The following is an 18718-nucleotide window of genomic DNA, read 5'->3' on the forward strand; positions in this document are numbered from 1 at the left end:
TCCGACTGCGCCTGGATCTCGACCTTGCCCTTGCCCGCGAACAGCTTCATCCCCGCGTTCTGCACGAACAGGCTCAGCTTCTGCCCGATGCTGCCGATCAGCGACTTGCCCGCCGCGACATGCACGCTCTGCCCGCTCGCAATATTCACGTGATCGTTCGCGACCATGTGCAGCGACTGCTGCGTCGACATCCCGATCCCCGACGGGCTGCCGAACAGCATCACCGGTTCCTTGAACGCATTCGCGCTGCCCGTGCCGCCGCCTGCCGTGCGCCCGCCGGACGCGCTGCCCGACGCACTGTCCTGCGTCGCGTCGGTGAACGCGCGCATCGTGTCGTGTGCGTCCTTGAGGCTTTCCGCCTGATGCTGCTCGCTGGCACCCGACATCGCCTCAACCAGGCTCTCGCCCGTCACGAGCTGCTGCTGCGCTTCCTTCACGTCGAGCGGCTGGCTGTTCGGCGCTTTCGGATGAGTCGTGACGTACAGGCCCTGACTCGCCCGCACCGCGCCATACGCATCCGAGCGCAGATCGAAACCACTGCCCAGATACGACCCACGCGAATTGCCGTTCTGGTCGATGAGGTAACCGAGATGCAGCAGGCTGTTCCCGCTGCTGCTCATCAGCTGCACCCGGTTCTGCCCGGTCGCGTCGTCCATCACGAGATGGTTGTAGCCGCTGCCCGAATACTCCTTCGATCGATACCCGGACAGAATCCCGTCGCTATGCCACTGCGGCTGGTTCGCGCCGTTGTACACGCGCCCGACCGCCAACGGCCGGTCGCAATCGCCGCCGACATAATCGATCAGCACTTCCTCGCCGATCCGCGGCACATGCACGCCACCGTAGCCGCCACCGGTATCCGACTGCACGACGCGCACCCAGCACGACGCATTCTCGTTGCCCGGGTTCAGGCGGTCCCACACGAACTGCACGCGGATCCGGTTCAACTCATCCGTATAGACTTCCTCGCCCTGCGGCCCGACGACGAGCGCCGTCTCGAGGTGCATCGCTGGCTTCTCGTGTTCGAACGGGCTGCGATACGGCACGCTGGCGCGCTGCGCCTCGACTTCGACAAGATAGAAGCCGCTCGAGCCGTCGTCATGCGGTACCTGCAGTCCAGGCGTGTTTTCGTATCGAGCGCGTGTCCGGTCCAGCACGCGCGCCAGGCTATGCGGGAAGTCGGAATCGGCGCTGGGCACCGGCAGGTTGTTCTCGATCCACCATGCGACTTCGATCGCGGCAAACTCGCGCTGCTCGGCGGAATCGCGATCGTGCTCGGGATGATCGGCAAGCGTAAAACGCCGGCCCGCATCGATGCCGCGCACACCGCCCGACCCGAAGAAACGCTTCGCCTGAGACTCCCATCCCTCCATCCGGATCTTCGACAGGTGGTCGCCACGCGACTGGTCGAGGTACGTGTAGCCCCCGGTGTACTCGTACACCTCGAGTTGGTCCGGCAATGCCCCCTGGCCACCCATTGTCGGCAGCGACGTACCCTTCGGGTTAGCCGACTGCGCCGGATTCTTGTAATCGAACGTACGTGTCGTCAGGGTCACACTCTGCAGTGTGCGCGTGCCTGACCATTGCGTGAACGCATCGGCTTCACCCGACGCACCGCCGCGGTAGAAGCGCACGGTTTCGGGAGACAGCGGCGCGAACGCCTGCAGGTTGTCAGTGATCAGGAGGGTATGCGACTTGCCATCATCGGCCTGCTGCCACGCGCAGTAGAGCCCCTCGTCTTCCATCAACCGGTGCACGAAGTTCCAGTCCGTTTCGCTCTGTCGCGTGAACGATCGGTTCGGCAAAGGCTGCGACAAGGCAAAGCGAAACCTCCCGCGTGCCTCCGGATGCGTGCCCAGCACGTCAGCGATGATGTCCTCCGCGTTCTGGTCGATCCAGATCTTCTCGTCCCGGCGAAACCGGAGCACGTGCATCCACGCGTGCAGTTCCAGCTGGTAGGTCGTCAGGCTGCCATTCGCACCAAGTCGACGTGCGGTGTACACGTAGCCACTGATCGGCCGGTAGGCATTGTCCGCCTGCTGAATCCAGATCGTCGCGGGCTGCGCGATCAGTTTCTTGAGCTCGAGGCCGTCGTCGCTCGAAATCACATCGAGCGTGAAGGAATAGTCCCGGCCGATCCGCGATCGGCCCACGGCGCGCTGTACGGTGAGTGCGTTGGCGCCAAGCGGCGTATCCAACTTGAGCAAACGGTCCTGCTGAAGCAAGCCACCGCGAATCGCGGCGCCGATGTCCGGCATGTTCATGATTAGGCCCTTTTTTATTTCAGCACCCTCGGATGGTGTCTGTCACGCTATCGCGCGGGATTTTACCGGGTTATCAGGGCTCGACTGTTAATCATCGTTGGCTGGAACGTTGAGAATCTTGAAATTGGTGCCGTGGCGGCGCTCATACTCTATCGAACGCCCGAGGTATCGGGGTTGCCTCGAGATCGATCGCTCGACGGGAACGGATTCCCGGATGCCGTCGCGAGGCACGTTCTCACCGGGCTTGATCACCGGGCAACATGACGTGCAACTCCAATAACTGAATGTGTCGGGTCGGCACGTATCGTAAAACGCGTTCCGTACACGGGCCGCGAGTGCACCACAGCGTTTTCGATCGGGTTTGCGCCGATCGTCCACATCCGTTGCAACGCCCGCATGATCTGTCGTTCCTGCGTGCGCGTCAGCGCTTCGTCCGCCCTGCCACCAGCAAATGCCCGTGCCGCTCGCAAAAACACTCGTCGTGCCATCCGTAATGCGGATCGGTGCAGACCGAGTGCCGAATATACGTCGGCAAGGTGAGTCCGTGCAGATGAAGATCGTCACGCAGCGCCGCGAATACACCGCCTTTCGTCGGCCAGTCGGCGCGGACCGGTTGCTCCGGCAGCGCATTGCCGAGCTTCAGTTCCCGGTGAACGATGGCGTGGAGGTCGGCACACAACGGTGCGGGTTGCATGAAGGCCATGATCGCTTCCTCCGGTTCAAGCAGGCACGTCATCGTTGGTCACGCCGCTCACCATGATCAGCTACCGACGACTTCTCGATCGCCCGACCGAGCTTTGATCCTGTGATGCTTGCGTCGCCAATGTCGTGTCGGCCACTCACGAATCGTGAATGCCGCGATTCTACAGACCAGACCGTTCACCGATCGACCCCTGACATCACAGGCTGCCGCTTCGCTCACTCTGATCGCCGCACGCAGTGCATATCCCGCCGGGATCACAGTCGGCGGACTGTGCTTATCCCAAGGTGTTTACAGAGTTTGTATATATACGTAGTGATAGTTAACAAGCACGCCGCTTCACAGTGGATAACCTCCATAACGCCATGATTTTTCAGAGTAAAACGGAATGCACAACCACGCGCGATGCACACGCAAAACTCTGTGCAGCACAGAACAACTTTTCGCCGATTCACGGCCGCGCCGACATATCCTCAATCGTTCCACTGTGAATCCAGAGGCTTGCAGGACGGTTATCCAGAGGGCAATGTGGATAACCTCACAGCGCAACGACACGTTTTGCTGTGATGCGACGGGGTGAAGCCAGCGCCTCCGGCATCGCCAGGCAACATCGATCGTCAGCGTCCACGCCCCCGATTCAAAAAATTTTCACGAAGGGGCTTGTGCTCCTCAAAAACCCTCTCTATAATTCGCGGCTTCTTAGGCTCGTAGCTCAGTTGGTTAGAGCACCACCTTGACATGGTGGGGGTCGTTGGTTCGAATCCAATCGAGCCTACCAACGAACAAAAGAAGGGGTCTGGCAGCACGCATTGCCTACAGGCAATCCGGCTCGCCAAACATACAAACGCCACGCGGCAACATCGCGTGGCGTTTTTCTTTTTGCGGCCGAAACCGCGTGTGCCCGTGCCGATGCATCGTGCGGCCCACGCGCAGCAAGCGGCAAGCAGCCGGCCATCGGCAAGGCAGGGCGCAGAGCAGGGTAAGCGGGCGCAAGGCGCCCACCGGCCACCGTTAATGTAGATGCTTCAACTTGTCAGGATTCCGCACGACATAGATCGCGACGACCTTCCCGTCCTCGATCTCGAGCGCCGTGGTCTGCAGCTCGCCATCGGCTTCCTGCGTGACGAACCCCGGCAACCCGTTGATGAACCCCGCACGCACGAGCTTCGACGCATGCGTGGCAAACAGCTCGGCCAGGTGCTCGTGCACCTTCATCACGCGCTCGAAGCCGAACACCGGCTTGCCCGCGGCCGTGCGCTTGCCGCCGCCGTCCGCGTGCAGGCTCACGTCCTCGGCGAGCATCGCGCCGAGCGCGCGCATGTCGCCGCTGCGTGACGCCGCGAAGAACGCCTCGGCCAGCTCGATCCCGCGCTGCTTCTCGACATGAAACCGCGGCCGTGCCTCGCGCACATGCGTGCGCGCCCGCGCGGCGAGCTGCCGGCAGGCGGCCGGGTCGCGCTGGATCGTCGTCGCGATCTCGTCGAACTCGAGGCCGAACACGTCGTGCAGCAGGAACGCGGCGCGCTCCAGCGGCGACAGCCGTTCGAGCGCGAGCAGCAGCGGCAGCGTGACGTCTTCCTGCTCATCTTCCTCGACGACCGGCTCGGGTAGCCACGGGCCGATATAGGTCTCGCGCTGGTGCCGCGCGGACTTCAGCTGATCGAGGCACATGCGCATCACCATGCGGCGCAGGAACGCCTCGGGCACGCGCACCTCGGTGCGATCGACGTCCATCCAGCGGATGAACGCCTCCTGCACCATGTCCTCGGCGTCCGCGACGGAACCGAGCATCCGGTACGCGACGCGGATCAGCGTGCGGCGCAGCGGGTCGAAGCTCGCGGCCGCATCGGCCCGTTCTTCGGCGCTGCCGTTGGCCGGGTCGAGGTTCGGCATCAGGCCACCATCTTCGCGGCGGCGGCCTTCGCGTCGGCCGGATCGATCCACAGCCCGAAGCCGACGGCAAGCCGGTTCCAGCCGTTGATCACGTTGATCATCACCGTGAGTTTCACCTGTTCCTCCTGGCTGAAGTGGTCGTTCAGCGCCGCATACGCGGCTGCGTGCGCGCCGTGGCCCTCCGACAGTCGCGTGAGCGCGTCGGTCCAGCCGAGCGCCGCGCGTTCGCGATCGGTGTAGCAGGGCGCTTCGCGCCAGGCGGCCAGCAGGTTGATACGCTGCTCGGTCTCGCCTTGCTCGCGTGCCTCGACGGTGTGCATGTTAAGGCAGTTCGCGCACGCGTTGATCTGCGATGCGCGGATCTTGACCAGCTCGATCAGCGTCGGCTCGAGGCTCCCGGCAGCGGCGACCGAGACGGCCATCCAGTTCTTCATCAGCGCGGGGGCGGCGGCAAACGGATTGAGTTTCGCAGTCATGGTTCCTTCTCCTTTCGTGTGGGTTCCGCTGACATGACGAGCGAGCACCCCGCGCGTGTGACATCGACGCGAAAAATTTTTCAAAGAAGGCGAAGCGTGGTGCCCATGCCCCGCGAGACCCGCGCGCGGAGTGGCGCCGATATCGGCGCTTGACGCTGTTCTTCCGCCGAGCCCGCGCCATCGACCTTTCATCGACGCGGTGCGGCTGTCATCGGGCGTCAGCAGTGCGGGCGCCCAGGCACACGCATTGCACCCGTCCGCCGGGCCCCGCCATGACAGGCATCGACGGTTCGTCGCGCCGCCGACGCTCGCCCGGCGGATGCTTTCATTTTCATTTCGTTTTCGTTTCGCCCGAAATCCGATTCGCGACGTTCACATTTCTGGCCCATACTGTTCTGCACGGGCAGATGAAGTGACGCCGCATCAGCGGCCCGGCGCGCGCGCCGGCTGCCCGACGACGCAGCAACGAAGGTCGCACGTCAGCCGCGCGCATCCGAGCGCAAGACTTTCCTTTTTCCGGCAACGCAACGCAGCGAATCGCGACGTGGACGGTAAACCGATGAGCCTCCTTGCATCCCAGCTTCAGCGCCGTTACCAGGACGTGCGCGCCCATAGCGTCGCATTGACCGCGACGCTGTCCGCCGAAGACCAGGCCGTGCAGTCGATGCCCGACGCGAGTCCGGTGAAATGGCATCTCGCGCATACGACCTGGTTCTTCGAAACCGTCGTGCTGATGCGCCGCGTGCCCGGCTACGCGCCGTTCGACGACGCATTCCAGTTCCTCTTCAATTCCTATTACGAAGCGCTCGGCCCGCGCCATCCGCGGCCGCAACGCGGGCTGCTCACGCGTCCGTCGCTCGATGAGGTGCATGCGTACCGGTCGTACGTCGACGAAGCGATGCAGCGCGCGCTCGCGGTTGCCGATCCGGCGTTGCTCGCCGCGCTCGCGCCCGAGATCGAGCTCGGCCTGCATCACGAGCAGCAGCATCAGGAATTGATCGTCACGGACATGCTGCATGCGTTCTCGTGCAATCCGCTGAAGCCGGCGTTCCGGCCGCGCACCGATGCCGACACGCGCACCGCACTGGCCGCGGGCGATGCCGGCCCGTTGCGGTGGTTGCGTCAACCGGGCGGGCTCGTCGAGATCGGTCACGGCGGCGACGCGTTCTCGTTCGACAACGAACGGCCGCGCCATACGGCGCTTGTGCGTCCATGCGAGATCGCGAACCGTCTGGTGACGAATGCGGAATTCGCGGCGTTCGTCGCGGACGGCGGCTACCAGCGCCCGGAATACTGGTTGTCCGACGGCTGGGCGACGGTGCAGCGGGAAGGGTGGCTGGGCCCCGCGTACTGGGTTCCCGGCGACGATGGCGATGCACGAGCCGTACGCGAATGGCGCACGTTCGGGCTGCACGGCGTGGAACCGCTCGCGCCCGATGCGCCGGTGTGCCACGTGAGCTTCTACGAAGCGGCCGCGTATGCGGAATGGGCCGGCGCGCGGCTGCCGACCGAATTCGAATGGGAAGCCGCGTTCGGCGCGGCTGGCATCACGCAGATGCTCGGGCACGTGTGGCAGTGGACGCGTTCGTCCTACGAGCCGTATCCGGGTTTTCGGCCGCTCGCCGGGGTCGCTGCCGAATACAACGGCAAGTTCATGGTCGGCCAGCAGGTCTTGCGCGGCAGCAGCATCGCGACGCCGCCGGGGCACGAACGGCCGACTTACCGCAATTTCTTTCCGCCGGCCGCGCGCTGGCAATTCACGGGAGTGCGACTTGCGCGAGACGTCTGACCTGACGGCCACGAGCGGTGGCCTGCAACCCGCCCGCGATTCGCGGCCGAGCGCGTTCGAGCGCGACCTGATCGACGGACTGTCGCGCACGCCGCGCAGCATCTCGCCGAAATACTTCTACGATGCGGCCGGCTCCGCGCTGTTCGACCGCATCTGCGAACTGCCCGAGTACTACCCGACGCGCACCGAGCTCGGCATCCTGCGCGATCGCGCGGCCGAGATCGTGCGGCGTGTCGGCCCGCATGCGGACATCGTCGAGTTCGGCGCGGGCTCGCTCGAGAAGATCCGCGTGCTGCTCGACGCATGCGCGGACAACTACGCGAACGCGCCGGCGCGCTATGTGCCGATCGACATCTCGGCCGACTACCTGCACGGTGCGGCCGCGCGGCTGCGTGCCGCGTATCCGTGGCTCGACGTCGCGCCGATCGCGGCCGACTACACGAAGGCGGAGCAACTGGCCGGGCTGACCGAGACGCCGCGCCGGCGCATCGGCTTCTTTCCCGGCTCGACGATCGGCAACTTCTCGCCGGCGGAAGCCGATGCGTTCCTGCGCGATGCCGCACGGCTGTTGCGCGGCGGCGGCCTGCTGGTCGGCGCGGATCTGGTGAAGGACGAGCGCACGCTGCATCGCGCGTACAACGACGCACAGGGCGTGACCGCGCAGTTCAACCTGAACCTGCTGGCCCGCGCGAACGCGGAGCTCGGCGCGGACTTCGATCTCGACGCGTTCTCGCATTGCGCGTTCTACGATCCGGAGCGGCAGCGCATCGAGATGCATCTCGTCAGCGATATCGCGCAGACGGTGCACGTGCGCGGCCATGCGTTCCGCTTCGACGCCGGCGAGCGCATCCACACGGAGAACTCGCACAAGTTCACGATCGACGGCTTCCATGCGATCGCGCGGCGAGCGGGCTTCGAGCCCGACACCGTGTGGACCGATGCGGACAGCCTGTTCAGCGTGCACTGGCTGCGCAGCGTCGACGATATCCGCGCGTAATGCCGTTGCGAGCCGCTCGCGCGAGGTGCGGGCGGCTCGCGTCCTGCACGCGTCGCCGGTCCGGTTCCCGGCAAGAATTCCCGCCCTTATCGGTTCGATGCGCCGTTGCAACGTCGCGTCGAATCGCTCGTCACCCTTGCCCCGCAAGGTTTTGCGCTCACCCGTAAACGTCCGTTACCGGTCTCGCAGACCGGTTTCACCTGTGTCTGCGTACGGTGTCTAGACTCCGAACCGTATTCACATGACGCACGACACGTGCAGGGAGTCGCGAGATGAGCAAGAAACTTATTCTCGGTGCAGTTCTCGGTGTAGCGGCGCTGGCAGCTTCGGGCGTCGCGTCGGCCCACGTCGACCTGTCGGTCGGGATCGGTGTACCGGGTGTCTACGCGGCGCCGGAGCCCGTCTACGTTGCGCCGCCTCCGCCGGTGATGTACGCGCCGGTCGGCTATCGCGATGACGACTGGCGTGCGCGTCAATGGCGCGAACACGAGTGGCGCCGCCGTGAATGGCGCGAGCACGAATGGCGCGAGCGCGGCGACCGCGACGGTGGCTGGCGCGGCCGCTGGGACTGAGTTCGGCGAGCGCTTCACGCGTACACTGATCACGACGACAAGAGGAGAGTGATCACATGAAGTCCATTCGGCACATCAGACTGTGCGCGACCGCAGCCGTCGTTGCGCTCGCGACGATCGGCAGCGCACACGCGGCAGGCTGCATGAAGGGCGCGGTGGTGGGCGGCGTCGCCGGCCACTACGCGGGACATCACGCCGTGGTCGGCGCGGTCGGCGGCTGTATCGTCGGCCACCACATGGCGAAGAAGCACGAGCAGGAGCTGGCCGCGCAACGCAAGGCCGCCGCGCAAGGCATGCAGCCGGCGCAGTAAGCGCACCTGCGGGCGGAGCGGCGCAATGGCGCCGTCTCCACCTTTCATCTTCCTTGTTTGATGACGGCCGGCCGCGCAGTTCGCGCCGGCAGCCGAGGCCCGGGGCTCAATGATCTGACGAATGCGCGCCGCGCGCACCGTTACGATCATTTACAACGCCGGATCGCACGAAAGCCGCGTGTTCCTAGAATGCAGTCACTCGAACGCGCTCCAGGGAGCAAACAATGAAAACTCAACGATATCTGTCCGTGCTGGCAGCTGCGCTGCTCGCACTCGGTGCCGTTTCCGCGAATGCAGCGGCCGGCGGCAACGGTGGTGGTGGTGGCGGCGGCCATGGTGCAGGTGGCATGGGTGGCATGGGCGGCAACGCGGGCGGCATGTCCGGCGGCCACATGAGCGGCGAAGCGATGAGTAACTCCAACAGCATGCACGCGGGCGACCGCGACAAGGGCCTCGCGCGCGCGGCCGATCGCTCCGATACGATCGCGGACCGTGCCGGCGCGCAGCCGGGCCGCGGTCACGGGCGCTCGCATGGCCATACCGCGCATGCGTCGACGTCCACGCATCACGCGCATCGCCACGCGTTCGGCCGCACGCTGTAAGCGCGGGCCACGCACGCGGAAGAAGGGCGCTTCGGCGCCCTTTTTTCATGCCGCCTGACGAAGGCAGCGTTGCGCGCCGGCATCGCCTCGACCCTGATTTGCAACCACCCGTAACCACGCGCGCGACGGCGGAGGATACGAATCGCTTTCAGGCGGATGACAGACGGATTCGTTGCGTCGAGGCGAACGCCGCAACCGCTTCATGAAAAAAGGGCGGCTCGTCGCCGCCCTTCGCCTCAGTGTCCCGCGCCTGCCCGCGGCGCGACGGATGCAACCGGCTCGAACAACGCATCGGCCTGCCTGACGCGCACGAACCGCGCCGCGTCGCCACCGTCCACCAGCGCACGGAAATGGGCCTCGCCGCACGCGAGCTTCGCGCGCTCGTGTTCGCTCGCCACATCGCCATCGGCATTCGGCGTATCGACCACGAAGTACAGCCGCTCGCCGCCATCCTGCTCCGCGAGCACGGCCCAGTCCGGGTGATAGCTGCCGAGCGGCGTCGGCACGCGGAACCACGCGGGCAGCTTCGCGTACAGCTTCACGCCGTCATGCGCTTCCAGCGCGTCGGCGAACGCGCGCTCCGCGTCGGTCTCGCACACCACGGCCTCGTGGATCGACTTGCGCGCATCGGGCCGCAGGTTGCGCAGGTAACCGGTCAGCGCCTCGCTCTCGAACGATTCGAGTGCATGCACGTGGCGTTCGCCGAGCTTCCGGTACGCGATGCCCGCGACCAGCGCGAGCCGCTTGCAGCGGTTGATCGCATCGGCGGCCAGCGCGATGAACTGCTGCGGATTCACGCGGAAATCGTCGAGCCGGCCGCTGTCGGCCAGGATCGTCGCGAGCGAGCGGCGCGTGAGCTGCGTGCGGTCCTGCAGTTCGGTGAGCAGGTCGGGCAGCGGCAGCTCGCCTTCGTCGATCAGCACCGTGCCGGCGCCGGCGACCTCGACCGCCTCGATGCCGGCCTTGCCGATGTCGATCTCGGCCTTGCGCCACTGCAGCCGCGCACGCGCGATGTCCGGCGCGTCGCGCAGCGCGGCCGTGCAGTCGCGCACGAGCTTCGCGTTGTCGAACTCGACGCTGTACACGGTGCGATGGCGGATCCGGTCCCACAGCGCGCGGAAGTCGTCGCCGAACACGACGGCCTTGCCTGATGCGTCGCGCCGCAACGCGATCGCGCGCCGCTCGTCCGCATTGCGCACCGCGAAGCGGCCCGACAGCTTGCGCAGCGTCGCGACGATCGGCGCGCGGAGCGGCTCGAACGCGGCGGGCAGCACGAGCGCGCTCTGGCGCAGTGCGTCCTTCAGCCGGTCGAGCACCTTGCCTTGCGCGTCGACGTAGCCCTGCTCGTGCAGGTGCGTCCACAGCACACGCGACAGCTCGATGCCGAGCGCATGCGCGGGCCCGTCGCCTTCCTGCACCGGCAGCGCCGCGAACTGGTGTTCCTCGACGATCCCGAAGCGGATGCCCGTGTCGGCCTCGATTTCCTTCTGCAGGTTCTCGGCGAACGACTCGTAGCGCTCGGTCGCGATCACGGTGAGCGTGTTCACGCCCGGATCGCGCACGCGCTCGCCGTCCTGGTCGACGGCGAGGCGCAGCCCGCGGCCGAGCGTCTGGCGGCGCTCGCGTTCGGTCTGGATGTCGCGCAGCGTGCAGATCTGGAATACGTTCGGGTTGTCCCAGCCTTCCTTCAGCGCCGAATGCGAGAAGATGAACTTCAGCGGCGTGTCGAACGACAGCAGCGCTTCCTTCTCGCGCATGATGAGGCCGTACGCGCGCTCCGCGTTCTCGCGGGCGGCGGCGCTGCTCTCGCTCGTGTCGGTCCAGCCGCCCTTGCGGTCGATCGAGAAGTAGCCGTTGTGCGCGCGCTCGACCTCGAGCGCGATGTCCACGCCGTCGAACAGCGCACGGTAGGCCGGCACGCGCGCCGCACGCGCATATTCTTCTTCGAAGATCAGCGCGTAGTCGCCCTTCACCGGCATCCCGTTCTCGTCGTAGCGGCGATAGCGTTCGACCGAATCGACGAAGAACAGCGACAACACCTTCACGCCGCGCTCGGCCAGGCGCAATTCCTTGTCGAGATGCTCGCGGATCGTGCGGCGGATCATCTCGCGCTGCACGGCAAGCGTGTCGATGTCGCCGAACGCCTCGCCGAGCGACAGGAACGCCTCGCCTTCCGGATGGCGCAGCTCGACGTACTCGGCGCCCTTCAGCGCATGGACTTCGCCGACCCGCAGCCCCGCATACAGCGCGCGCCTGGTCAGGCGTTCGAGGTCGTCGCCGTCGGTCGCCGTCACGAGCTGGCGCTTCACGCCCGCCGCGGTCGCGACGTCGAGCTCGACGCGCGCGCTGATCGCGCCGCGCCGGTTCGACACGCCGACGAGCCGCACGTAAGGCTTGTTGTGCGCATCCTCGACGATCGCCGACGCGATCTCGATCTGCTTGACGAGCTTGCGCTCGTACGCGTCGACCGCGTCGAGCCGGTACACCATGTGGTGACGGTCGACGTGCGTGGCCGAGTAGCGCAGCGTGCAGAGCGGCGCCATCGCGGCGAGCGCCTCGCGCCCGCGCCCCTCGAGCCCGCCGTCGACGCTCTGCGGCTCGTCGACGATCACGATCGGCCGCGTCGCGCGGATCAGGTCGATCGGCTTCTCGCCACCGGTCTTCTCGCTGTCTTTATAGAGGTTGTTGATCTCTTTCTTGTTGATCGCGGCAACCGTCATCACCATGATCTGGATCGTCGCGCTCGCCGCGAAGTGGCGCACCTGGCCGAGCTTCGCGGAGTCGTACAGGAAGTAGTCGTACGGCACGCCCGCGTACAGCGCGCGGAAATGGTCCTCGGTGATCGACAGCGTCTTGTGCACGCCTTCCTTGATCGCGATCGACGGCACGACGATCACGAACTTCGTGAAGCCGTAGCGGCGGTTCAGCTCGAAGATCGTGCGCAGGTACACATAGGTCTTGCCGGTGCCGGTCTCCATCTCGACGGTGAAGTCGCGCGAGCCGGGCAGGCCGGACGGCGGCAGCCCGCCGCGCAGCTGCACGTCGGCGAGGTTGCGCGCGAGCGCGTCGTCGGTCAGCGACAGCCGGTTGCCGACACCTTGCTCCGACACCGCGAAGCCGAGCGAGCCCTGCGCGGCGGCGGTCGTGCCGGGCGCCGCGTTCGCGAGCACGCTGAAATCGCCGCGATACGATTCCTGGCCGCGAAACAGGTCGCAGACGGCGTCGATCGCCTCGCGCTGGTAGTCGAGATCCGCTTCGAAATGCAGCCGCATCACAGGCTCCGCACGCGCTTCACGCCGTGCTGTTCGAGCAGCGCGGCGAGATTGAGCTTCGCGACGTCGTCGACGAAGCCGCTGTCGCGGAACAGGCACGTGACGTCGCGCGTCGCGCCGGTCGCATCGAGCAGCGCGACGATGCCGTCGGCGAGCGGGCCCGCGTCGTCGCGCGAGATACGCGCATCGAAGCACGCGACGATCGAGCGGCCGATCAGGTGCACGGTCTTGCCCGCCACCGGGTGATGCTCGACCGGCGTGCACAGGTCGAGGCCGAGCTTCAGCGTCAGCTCGGCGAGCAGGTCGTCCTCGCTGCGGCCGGTCTTCACGTGTTCGACGGAGGCGAACAGCGCGTGATCGAAGTCGTCGCGGCGCGGATCCCACTCGATCACATTGGTCGTGTCGAGACGGTATACGCGGAAACCGAGGTCGCCATAGCTTTCCGGATAGTCGCGCGCGACCTGCTGCGCGGTGCGGCGCAGGCGCTCCTTGGTGATTTCCGCGAGCGTCAGCGGCTTCTTCAGCTTCGCGCAGAAATCGGCGGCCGCCAGCTGCGTCTTGTCGCGGCGGTCGAGCGCCTCGGGCAGCTGCACGAGGATGTAGCGGCGCGCGCCGCCGTCGGTCGCGTTCACTTGCATCACCGCATGGCCGGTCGATCCGGAACCCGCGAAGCAGTCGAGCACGATGTCGTCGCCGCGCGTGCACCAGCCGATCACGGCCGCCGCGAAATCGACCGGCTTCGGCAGGTCGAACGGGATGCCGAGCGTCTTCAACAGCGCGTCGTCGGAGCCGGCGAACGGCAATACCGACGGCACGTTCTCGTACATGTTCTCGTCGAGGTAGTAGATCCGCTGCGGCTGCGTGGTTTCATCCGCGCCGAATTCGATCTGGCCGCGCTCGATCAGCGCCTGCATCGTCGCGGGCGGGTTGCGCCAGCCGCGCGCCGGCATCGCACACGGCTTGCCGGTGACCGGGTGGATCAGCGGCGTGAAATATTCGTCCGGCGCCTTCTTCTTGTTCGGCCACGCCATCGACACGAGGCGGTACACGCGCCCGTCGGCCGACAGCCGGTCGTACATCACCTCGCCGCCGGACAGGTTGGTCTGCGCCTTCATCCACGCGCGGTACGCCTTCTGCGCATCCTTCGGGTTGCCGCTGCGGTACACCGCGTCGTGCGCGGCGTCGAGCATGCGCTGCGCGTTGCGCTTCGGGCGCTTCAGCGGCGCCCGTTCGAGCAGCGTTTCGGCATTGCGCGCGAACAGCACCAGCGATTCGTGCTGGTACGCGACGCCGCGCGCATCGCCCTTCGGGTTGCGCTTGTCCCACACGGCGACGCCGAGCTCGTTCTCCTCGCCGAAGATCTCGCGCAGCATCAGCACGAGCGCATGCACTTCGTGCTCGTCGATGTGCACGGCGATCAGCCCTTCGTCGGACAGCAGCGCGTGCGCGAGCTTCAGGCGCGGATACATCATGTTCAGCCAGTCGGTGTGGAACCGGCCGTTCGCCTCGGTGTTGGTGCTGCGCTTCACGCCGCCGTCGGTCTGGCCCGTCATCGACAGGTAGTGGCGGATGCTGTCGCTGAAGTCGTCCGGATAGACGAAATCGCTGCCGGTGTTGTACGGCGGGTCGATGTAGACGAGCTTCACCTTGCCCGCGTAACTCTTGTGCAGCAGCTTCATCACGTCGAGGTTGTCGCCCTCGATCACGAGATGGCGCGTGTCGTCCCATGCGACGCTGTCGCCGGGGCACGGGCGCAGCGTGCCCGTCGACGGCGTGAGCGCGGCCTGGCGCGCGCTGCGCTTGCCGTGCCAGTGGAAGCCGTAGCGCTCGTCGGCGTCGCCGACGGTGCGTTCGCCGACCAGCGCCTTCAGCACGTCGACGTCGACCGACGCGCCGTCCGGGCCTTCGGTCACGAGTTCGGGGAACAGCGCCTTCAGGCGCGCGACGTTGTCGGCGGTGAAATCCGTCGACATCGCCTGCGGGCTCGCCGCATCGAGTTTCTGCATCGTTTTTTCCATCGGAACCCGGCCGCGTGCGCCAGGACGTCGGGCGCACTCGCGGCTCCGGCGGCAATGGCCACCCGGGCAAACCCGAAACGCTAGCGAGTCGGTCGGCGCAGGTCAAGCACCGATGTGAGGCGATCGTGCGCGCAACGGCCGCGAAACGCCCGCCCCACGGGCCGCAAGCGGCTTCGGACCGGTTGTCACGGGATCCGCCGGCCGGCGTTTCCGGGGCATCCCGCGAGGGCTGAAAACGACGAAAAAAAGGGCACGGTCGGCGCAGTGCGCCGGCGTGCCCGCATGGAGAATCCCGAATGGAGGATGTGGCGGGGCCGACCAGCCCCGCCCGGATGACCGTCCCGAGGTCAGAAGCGCGTACGGATGCCCGTGGTCAGTTCGAGCTGGTTTTTCGCGCCGAACGTCGACGACACCGTGTAACCGCCGTGCAGCTTCATGTAGTCGCCGGCCAGGTACAGCTCGGTGCGCTTGCTCAGGTGATAGAACACCGACCCGTAGAGCGTCTCCTTGAAGCCGTTGGCGACGCCGTTGGTCAGGCTGAACGCGCCGAGGTTGGCATTCGGCGTGAAGCCGTCCGCGTTGTTCGCGGCATTCTTGACGCGCATCTGCTGGTAGCCGAGCTCGTAGTCGAGCGCGCCCTTCGGTGCGATCTTCATCGACACCGTCCACGAATCGTCGTGACGCTGGCCGAGCGAGCCCTGGTCGCCGTTGTAGCGGAAGTAGCCGGCATTCAGGCGGACGATGCTGAACGAGTAGTTGCCGCCGATCGAGAACGTCTGGTTGGTGAAGCCGTCGTGGTTCACGTGGTTGTAGAAGCCCGACACGGCGAACGGCCCGCCGTTGTAGCCGAGCGCGACCTGGTACGCGGAACCGGTCGCGAACTGCGTCGAGTTGCTGAACTGGTAGCCGGCGCTCGCGAAGATGCCGTTGCTGAACAGCTTCTTCCACGCGATGCCGTTGTTGTAGCGCGTGCCGGTCGGGCCGGCCGCGTAGAAGATCATCTGCTTGAAGTTGTTCGAGTTGGTCCAGCCGCCTTCCTCGGTCCTCAGCTTCGAGGAGCCGTACGGGTCACCGTAGATCGCCGCCGCGTCGCGCGCGATCGTGTTCTGGAAACCGGCCGTCAGCTTGCCGAAGCGGTCGTCCTGCACGCCGACCCACGCGTCGCGGTCGAAGATCTGGCCGTTGTCTTCCATCTGGCCGTTCGCGACCACGTATTCGCTTTCGAGGCGGAAGATGATCTTCGTGCCGCCGCCGATGTCTTCAGCGCCTTTCAGGCCCCAGCGGCTGCCGCTGAACCACGGCTCGCCTTCGTTGCCCATCCCGATCACGTGATTGCCGTTCGCGTCGGCGTGGGTCCGGTAGGTCGGAAAGCTCAGGTCCATCAAGCCGTAGAGCTGCACGCTCGACTGCGCATGCGCCTGGGTGCCGGCGCACAGGCCAGCCGCCGCGATGGAAAGGGCAAGGGTTTTTCGTTTCAAGATCGTCTCCTCCGAGCTGCCGCATTTGAAATCTGTTCGTTGGCAGTACGTAAATGTATGCCGGATATTGCCGACCACAGCGAGAGGGTCGACGCATAACATCATAGAGGGAGCAATCCTTCACGCCGCTTTCCCGGAGGAACGAATCGGATCGGTGAAAACACCGAACGCGCAATGATCGCGGATCAGGCAGGCCGGCGGAAGCCCGCCCGGCGGGCTTCTGGAAGATTTGAACGACGTTTCGTGCTACGAATCGATGTTGGATGGGTGCAACAACGCCCGCTATTCCTGTGCGCTCTTGGCGCGCAAGATGTAGCCGAGCCCGCGCAGCGTGATGATCTCGGCCGTGCTGCCGGCCAGATGCTTGCGCAGCCGATGGATGTAGATGTCGATCGCATCGGCGCTCGGTTCGTCGTCGAGCGCGAACACGCTGTCCATCAGCCGCGCCTTCGATACCGTCTTGTTCTGCTGCAGCATCAGCGTCTCGAGAATCGCGTGCTCGCGGCGGCGCATCGCAAGGATCGCGTCGCCGCAACGGAATTCGCGCGTGCCGAACGCGTAGACGAGATCACCGCACACGAGCTGGGTCGTGCCGACACCGGCCTGCCGGCGGATCAGCGCGCGAATCCGCGCGACCAGTTCGCGCGATTCGAACGGTTTCACCACGTAGTCGTCGGCGCCCGCGCCGAAGCAGTCGACCTTGTCGTCGACCGAGCCGTGCGCGGTCAGCATCAGCACCGGCACGTTGTCGTTGCGGCGCCGCAGCCGCGCGAGCACTTCCTTGCCGCTGATGCCGGGCAGCCGCATGTCGAGCAGCACCGCGTCGTAACGCTCGGTCTTCAGCACCGTATCGGCGCGCTCGCCGTCGCCGACGCAATCGACCGCGAAATCCTCGCCGCGCAGCAGGTTCACGATCCAGTGCGCGAGTTCGGCGTTGTCTTCAACGAGCAGGAGTTTCATGACGGCAGTATCTCTTCAATCGTAGGCGGGCAGCCGCACAGACACGACGATACCGCGATTGCCGGGCCCCGGCGCGAGCGACGCGTTCCCGCCGTGCGCCTGCGCGATCTCGCGGACGATCGCCAGCCCGAGGCCCGAGCCTTCGGTGTCGGACGACACGCGGTAGAACCGCTTGAACACGTGCGGCCGCGCTTCGGCCGGAATGCCGGGGCCGTTGTCGATCACGTCGAGCACGACCGCGTCGCCGTCGCGCCGCGCGGCGACCGTCACGCAACCGCCCGGCTGCGTATAGCGTACCGCGTTGTCGACGAGATTCATCACCAGCGCGGCCAACAGGCTGTCGTTGCCGGCGACGTCGAGCCGCTCACCGAGATCGGCGCCGAGGTCGATGTCGCGCCGCTGCGCGAGCACGATCGTTTCCTCGAGCACGCTCGATACGACGGCGGCGAGATCGACGCGGTGCGTGAGCAGCGTCGACGGCGTCGCTTCCGCATGCGCGAGCAGCAGCAGCTTGTCGGTCACGTCGGCCATCTTGCGGCTGCTGCGCTGCATGCTGTCGAGCACCGACGCAAGATCACGATCGTCGTTGCCGCGCTGCTGCGCGTACTGGATCTGCGTGTCGAGCACCGCGATCGGCGTGCGCAGCTGGTGCGCGGCGTCGGCGATGAAGCGGCGTTGCGTCGCCGTGTGCGTGTTCAGCCGTGCGATGCACTGGTTGATCGCGTCGACGATCGGCCGCAATTCGTGCTGGAGCCGCTCCGGCCGGATCGGCTCCAGCTCCATCGGCCCGCGGTCGGCGACGTCGTCCTTCAGCTTCATCAGCGGGCGCAGCTCGAGCGTGAGGCCGAGATAGACGAGCACCACGGCGAGCACCAGCATCAACGACAGGCGCACGAGCTGCGGCCGCCAGATCGTCGCGACCATCGTGTCGTGCGAGCGCGTCGTCTTCGCGACGACCACCGTCACCGTCTCGATCTGCCCCTCGTCGTATAGCTGGCGATCGTAGGCCACCGCGCGCAGCCGCACCGCGTCGAGCGACGTGTCGTACAGCGTGGGCTCGATGCCATGCCGCGCCGGCACGTCGAGCGCCGGGGTGCCGGCGAGCAGCTGGCCGTGACCGTCGATCACCTTGTAGAACACCGAATCGCCAGACGGCGATTCGAAGATCTCCAGCGCGGCCGGCGGCACGTCGGCGACCGGCCGCCCGTTGCGCCATTCGACGTCCTCGCCGATCGTGCGCGCGGACGCGACGAGCGCGCTGTCCTGCACGAGCCCGGCCGTGGTCCGCGCGGTGTCGTACGACATCGCGCCCGCGATCAGCACGAAGGCCGCGAGCGGCAGCAGCAGCCACCACAGGAGTCGCCCGCGCAGGCTGTGCGCCATTCC

At 66.2% G+C, this 18718-nt stretch carries 14 protein-coding genes and 1 tRNA gene; 6 read left to right on the forward strand and 9 right to left on the reverse strand.

Features of this window, described 5'->3' with window-relative positions; translation table 11 throughout:
* Window positions 1-2264: type VI secretion system Vgr family protein (locus tag ACTJKF_RS17655; RefSeq protein WP_440624780.1), on the reverse strand; the 2264-nt coding region annotated here is incomplete at its 3' end.
* A 421-nt stretch (window positions 2265-2685) separates the two neighbouring features.
* Window positions 2686-2967, reverse strand: coding sequence for a hypothetical protein (locus ACTJKF_RS17660; RefSeq protein ID WP_440624781.1), 282 nt, complete (start codon window positions 2965-2967; stop codon window positions 2686-2688).
* Between the two features lie 698 nt (window positions 2968-3665).
* On the opposite strand from ACTJKF_RS17660, the gene ACTJKF_RS17665 reads away from it, so the two are divergent.
* Window positions 3666-3742, forward strand: a tRNA-Val gene (locus tag ACTJKF_RS17665).
* Between the two features lie 233 nt (window positions 3743-3975).
* On the opposite strand, the gene ACTJKF_RS17670 is transcribed toward ACTJKF_RS17665, so the two are convergent.
* Together ACTJKF_RS17670 and ACTJKF_RS17675 are read right to left on the reverse strand one after the other, a co-directional pair.
* Entirely contained in the window at window positions 3976-4857 is an 882-nt protein-coding gene (locus ACTJKF_RS17670) for a sigma-70 family RNA polymerase sigma factor (RefSeq protein ID WP_440624782.1), read from the reverse strand.
* Window positions 4857-5333: a carboxymuconolactone decarboxylase family protein gene (locus ACTJKF_RS17675; protein WP_440624783.1), complete on the reverse strand. Its 477-nt coding sequence runs from the start codon at window positions 5331-5333 to the stop codon at window positions 4857-4859. Before ACTJKF_RS17675 ends, ACTJKF_RS17670 begins: the two co-directional genes overlap by 1 nt.
* Before the next feature lie 559 nt (window positions 5334-5892).
* Between ACTJKF_RS17675 and egtB the strand changes: the two genes are divergently transcribed.
* The 5 genes from egtB (at window position 5893) to ACTJKF_RS17700 (ending at window position 9604) form a co-directional block, all read left to right on the forward strand.
* On the forward strand, window positions 5893-7122 hold the full coding sequence (gene egtB / locus ACTJKF_RS17680; protein ID WP_440624784.1) for an ergothioneine biosynthesis protein EgtB: 1230 nt from the start codon (window positions 5893-5895) through the stop codon (window positions 7120-7122).
* A complete protein-coding gene (egtD, locus tag ACTJKF_RS17685; protein WP_440624785.1) occupies window positions 7106-8119 on the forward strand; it encodes an L-histidine N(alpha)-methyltransferase in 1014 nt (337 codons plus the stop codon). The genes egtB and egtD overlap by 17 nt, the downstream gene beginning before the upstream one ends.
* 272 nt (window positions 8120-8391) lie before the next feature.
* Window positions 8392-8691, forward strand: coding sequence for a hypothetical protein (locus ACTJKF_RS17690; RefSeq protein ID WP_440624786.1), 300 nt, complete (start codon window positions 8392-8394; stop codon window positions 8689-8691).
* A gap of 56 nt (window positions 8692-8747) precedes the next feature.
* A complete protein-coding gene (locus tag ACTJKF_RS17695) occupies window positions 8748-9002 on the forward strand; it encodes a hypothetical protein (protein ID WP_440624787.1) in 255 nt (84 codons plus the stop codon).
* A 224-nt stretch (window positions 9003-9226) separates the two neighbouring features.
* Window positions 9227-9604, forward strand: a complete 378-nt coding sequence (locus tag ACTJKF_RS17700) for a hypothetical protein (RefSeq protein WP_440624788.1) — start codon at window positions 9227-9229, stop codon at window positions 9602-9604.
* Between the two features lie 236 nt (window positions 9605-9840).
* Here ACTJKF_RS17700 and ACTJKF_RS17705 read toward each other — a convergent pair whose 3' ends face one another.
* From ACTJKF_RS17705 to ACTJKF_RS17725, 5 genes are all read right to left on the reverse strand, one after another.
* Entirely contained in the window at window positions 9841-12876 is a 3036-nt protein-coding gene (locus ACTJKF_RS17705) for a type III restriction-modification system endonuclease (protein ID WP_440624789.1), read from the reverse strand.
* Complete coding sequence (locus ACTJKF_RS17710; RefSeq protein WP_440624790.1) at window positions 12876-14882, reverse strand: site-specific DNA-methyltransferase; 2007 nt, start codon at window positions 14880-14882, stop codon at window positions 12876-12878. Before ACTJKF_RS17710 ends, ACTJKF_RS17705 begins: the two co-directional genes overlap by 1 nt.
* A gap of 359 nt (window positions 14883-15241) precedes the next feature.
* Window positions 15242-16372 (reverse strand): porin, encoded by a 1131-nt coding sequence (locus tag ACTJKF_RS17715; protein WP_440624791.1) that lies wholly within the window; start codon window positions 16370-16372, stop codon window positions 15242-15244.
* Between the two features lie 282 nt (window positions 16373-16654).
* A complete protein-coding gene (locus ACTJKF_RS17720) occupies window positions 16655-17332 on the reverse strand; it encodes a response regulator (RefSeq protein ID WP_440624792.1) in 678 nt (225 codons plus the stop codon).
* 15 nt (window positions 17333-17347) lie between these two features.
* Complete coding sequence (locus ACTJKF_RS17725) at window positions 17348-18715, reverse strand: sensor histidine kinase (RefSeq protein ID WP_440624793.1); 1368 nt, start codon at window positions 18713-18715, stop codon at window positions 17348-17350.
* Window positions 18716-18718: the final 3 nt, after the last annotated feature.

Origin of the sequence: Burkholderia sp. 22313 (genome assembly GCF_052045245.1) — a bacterium.
Lineage (GTDB): Bacteria > Pseudomonadota > Gammaproteobacteria > Burkholderiales > Burkholderiaceae > Burkholderia.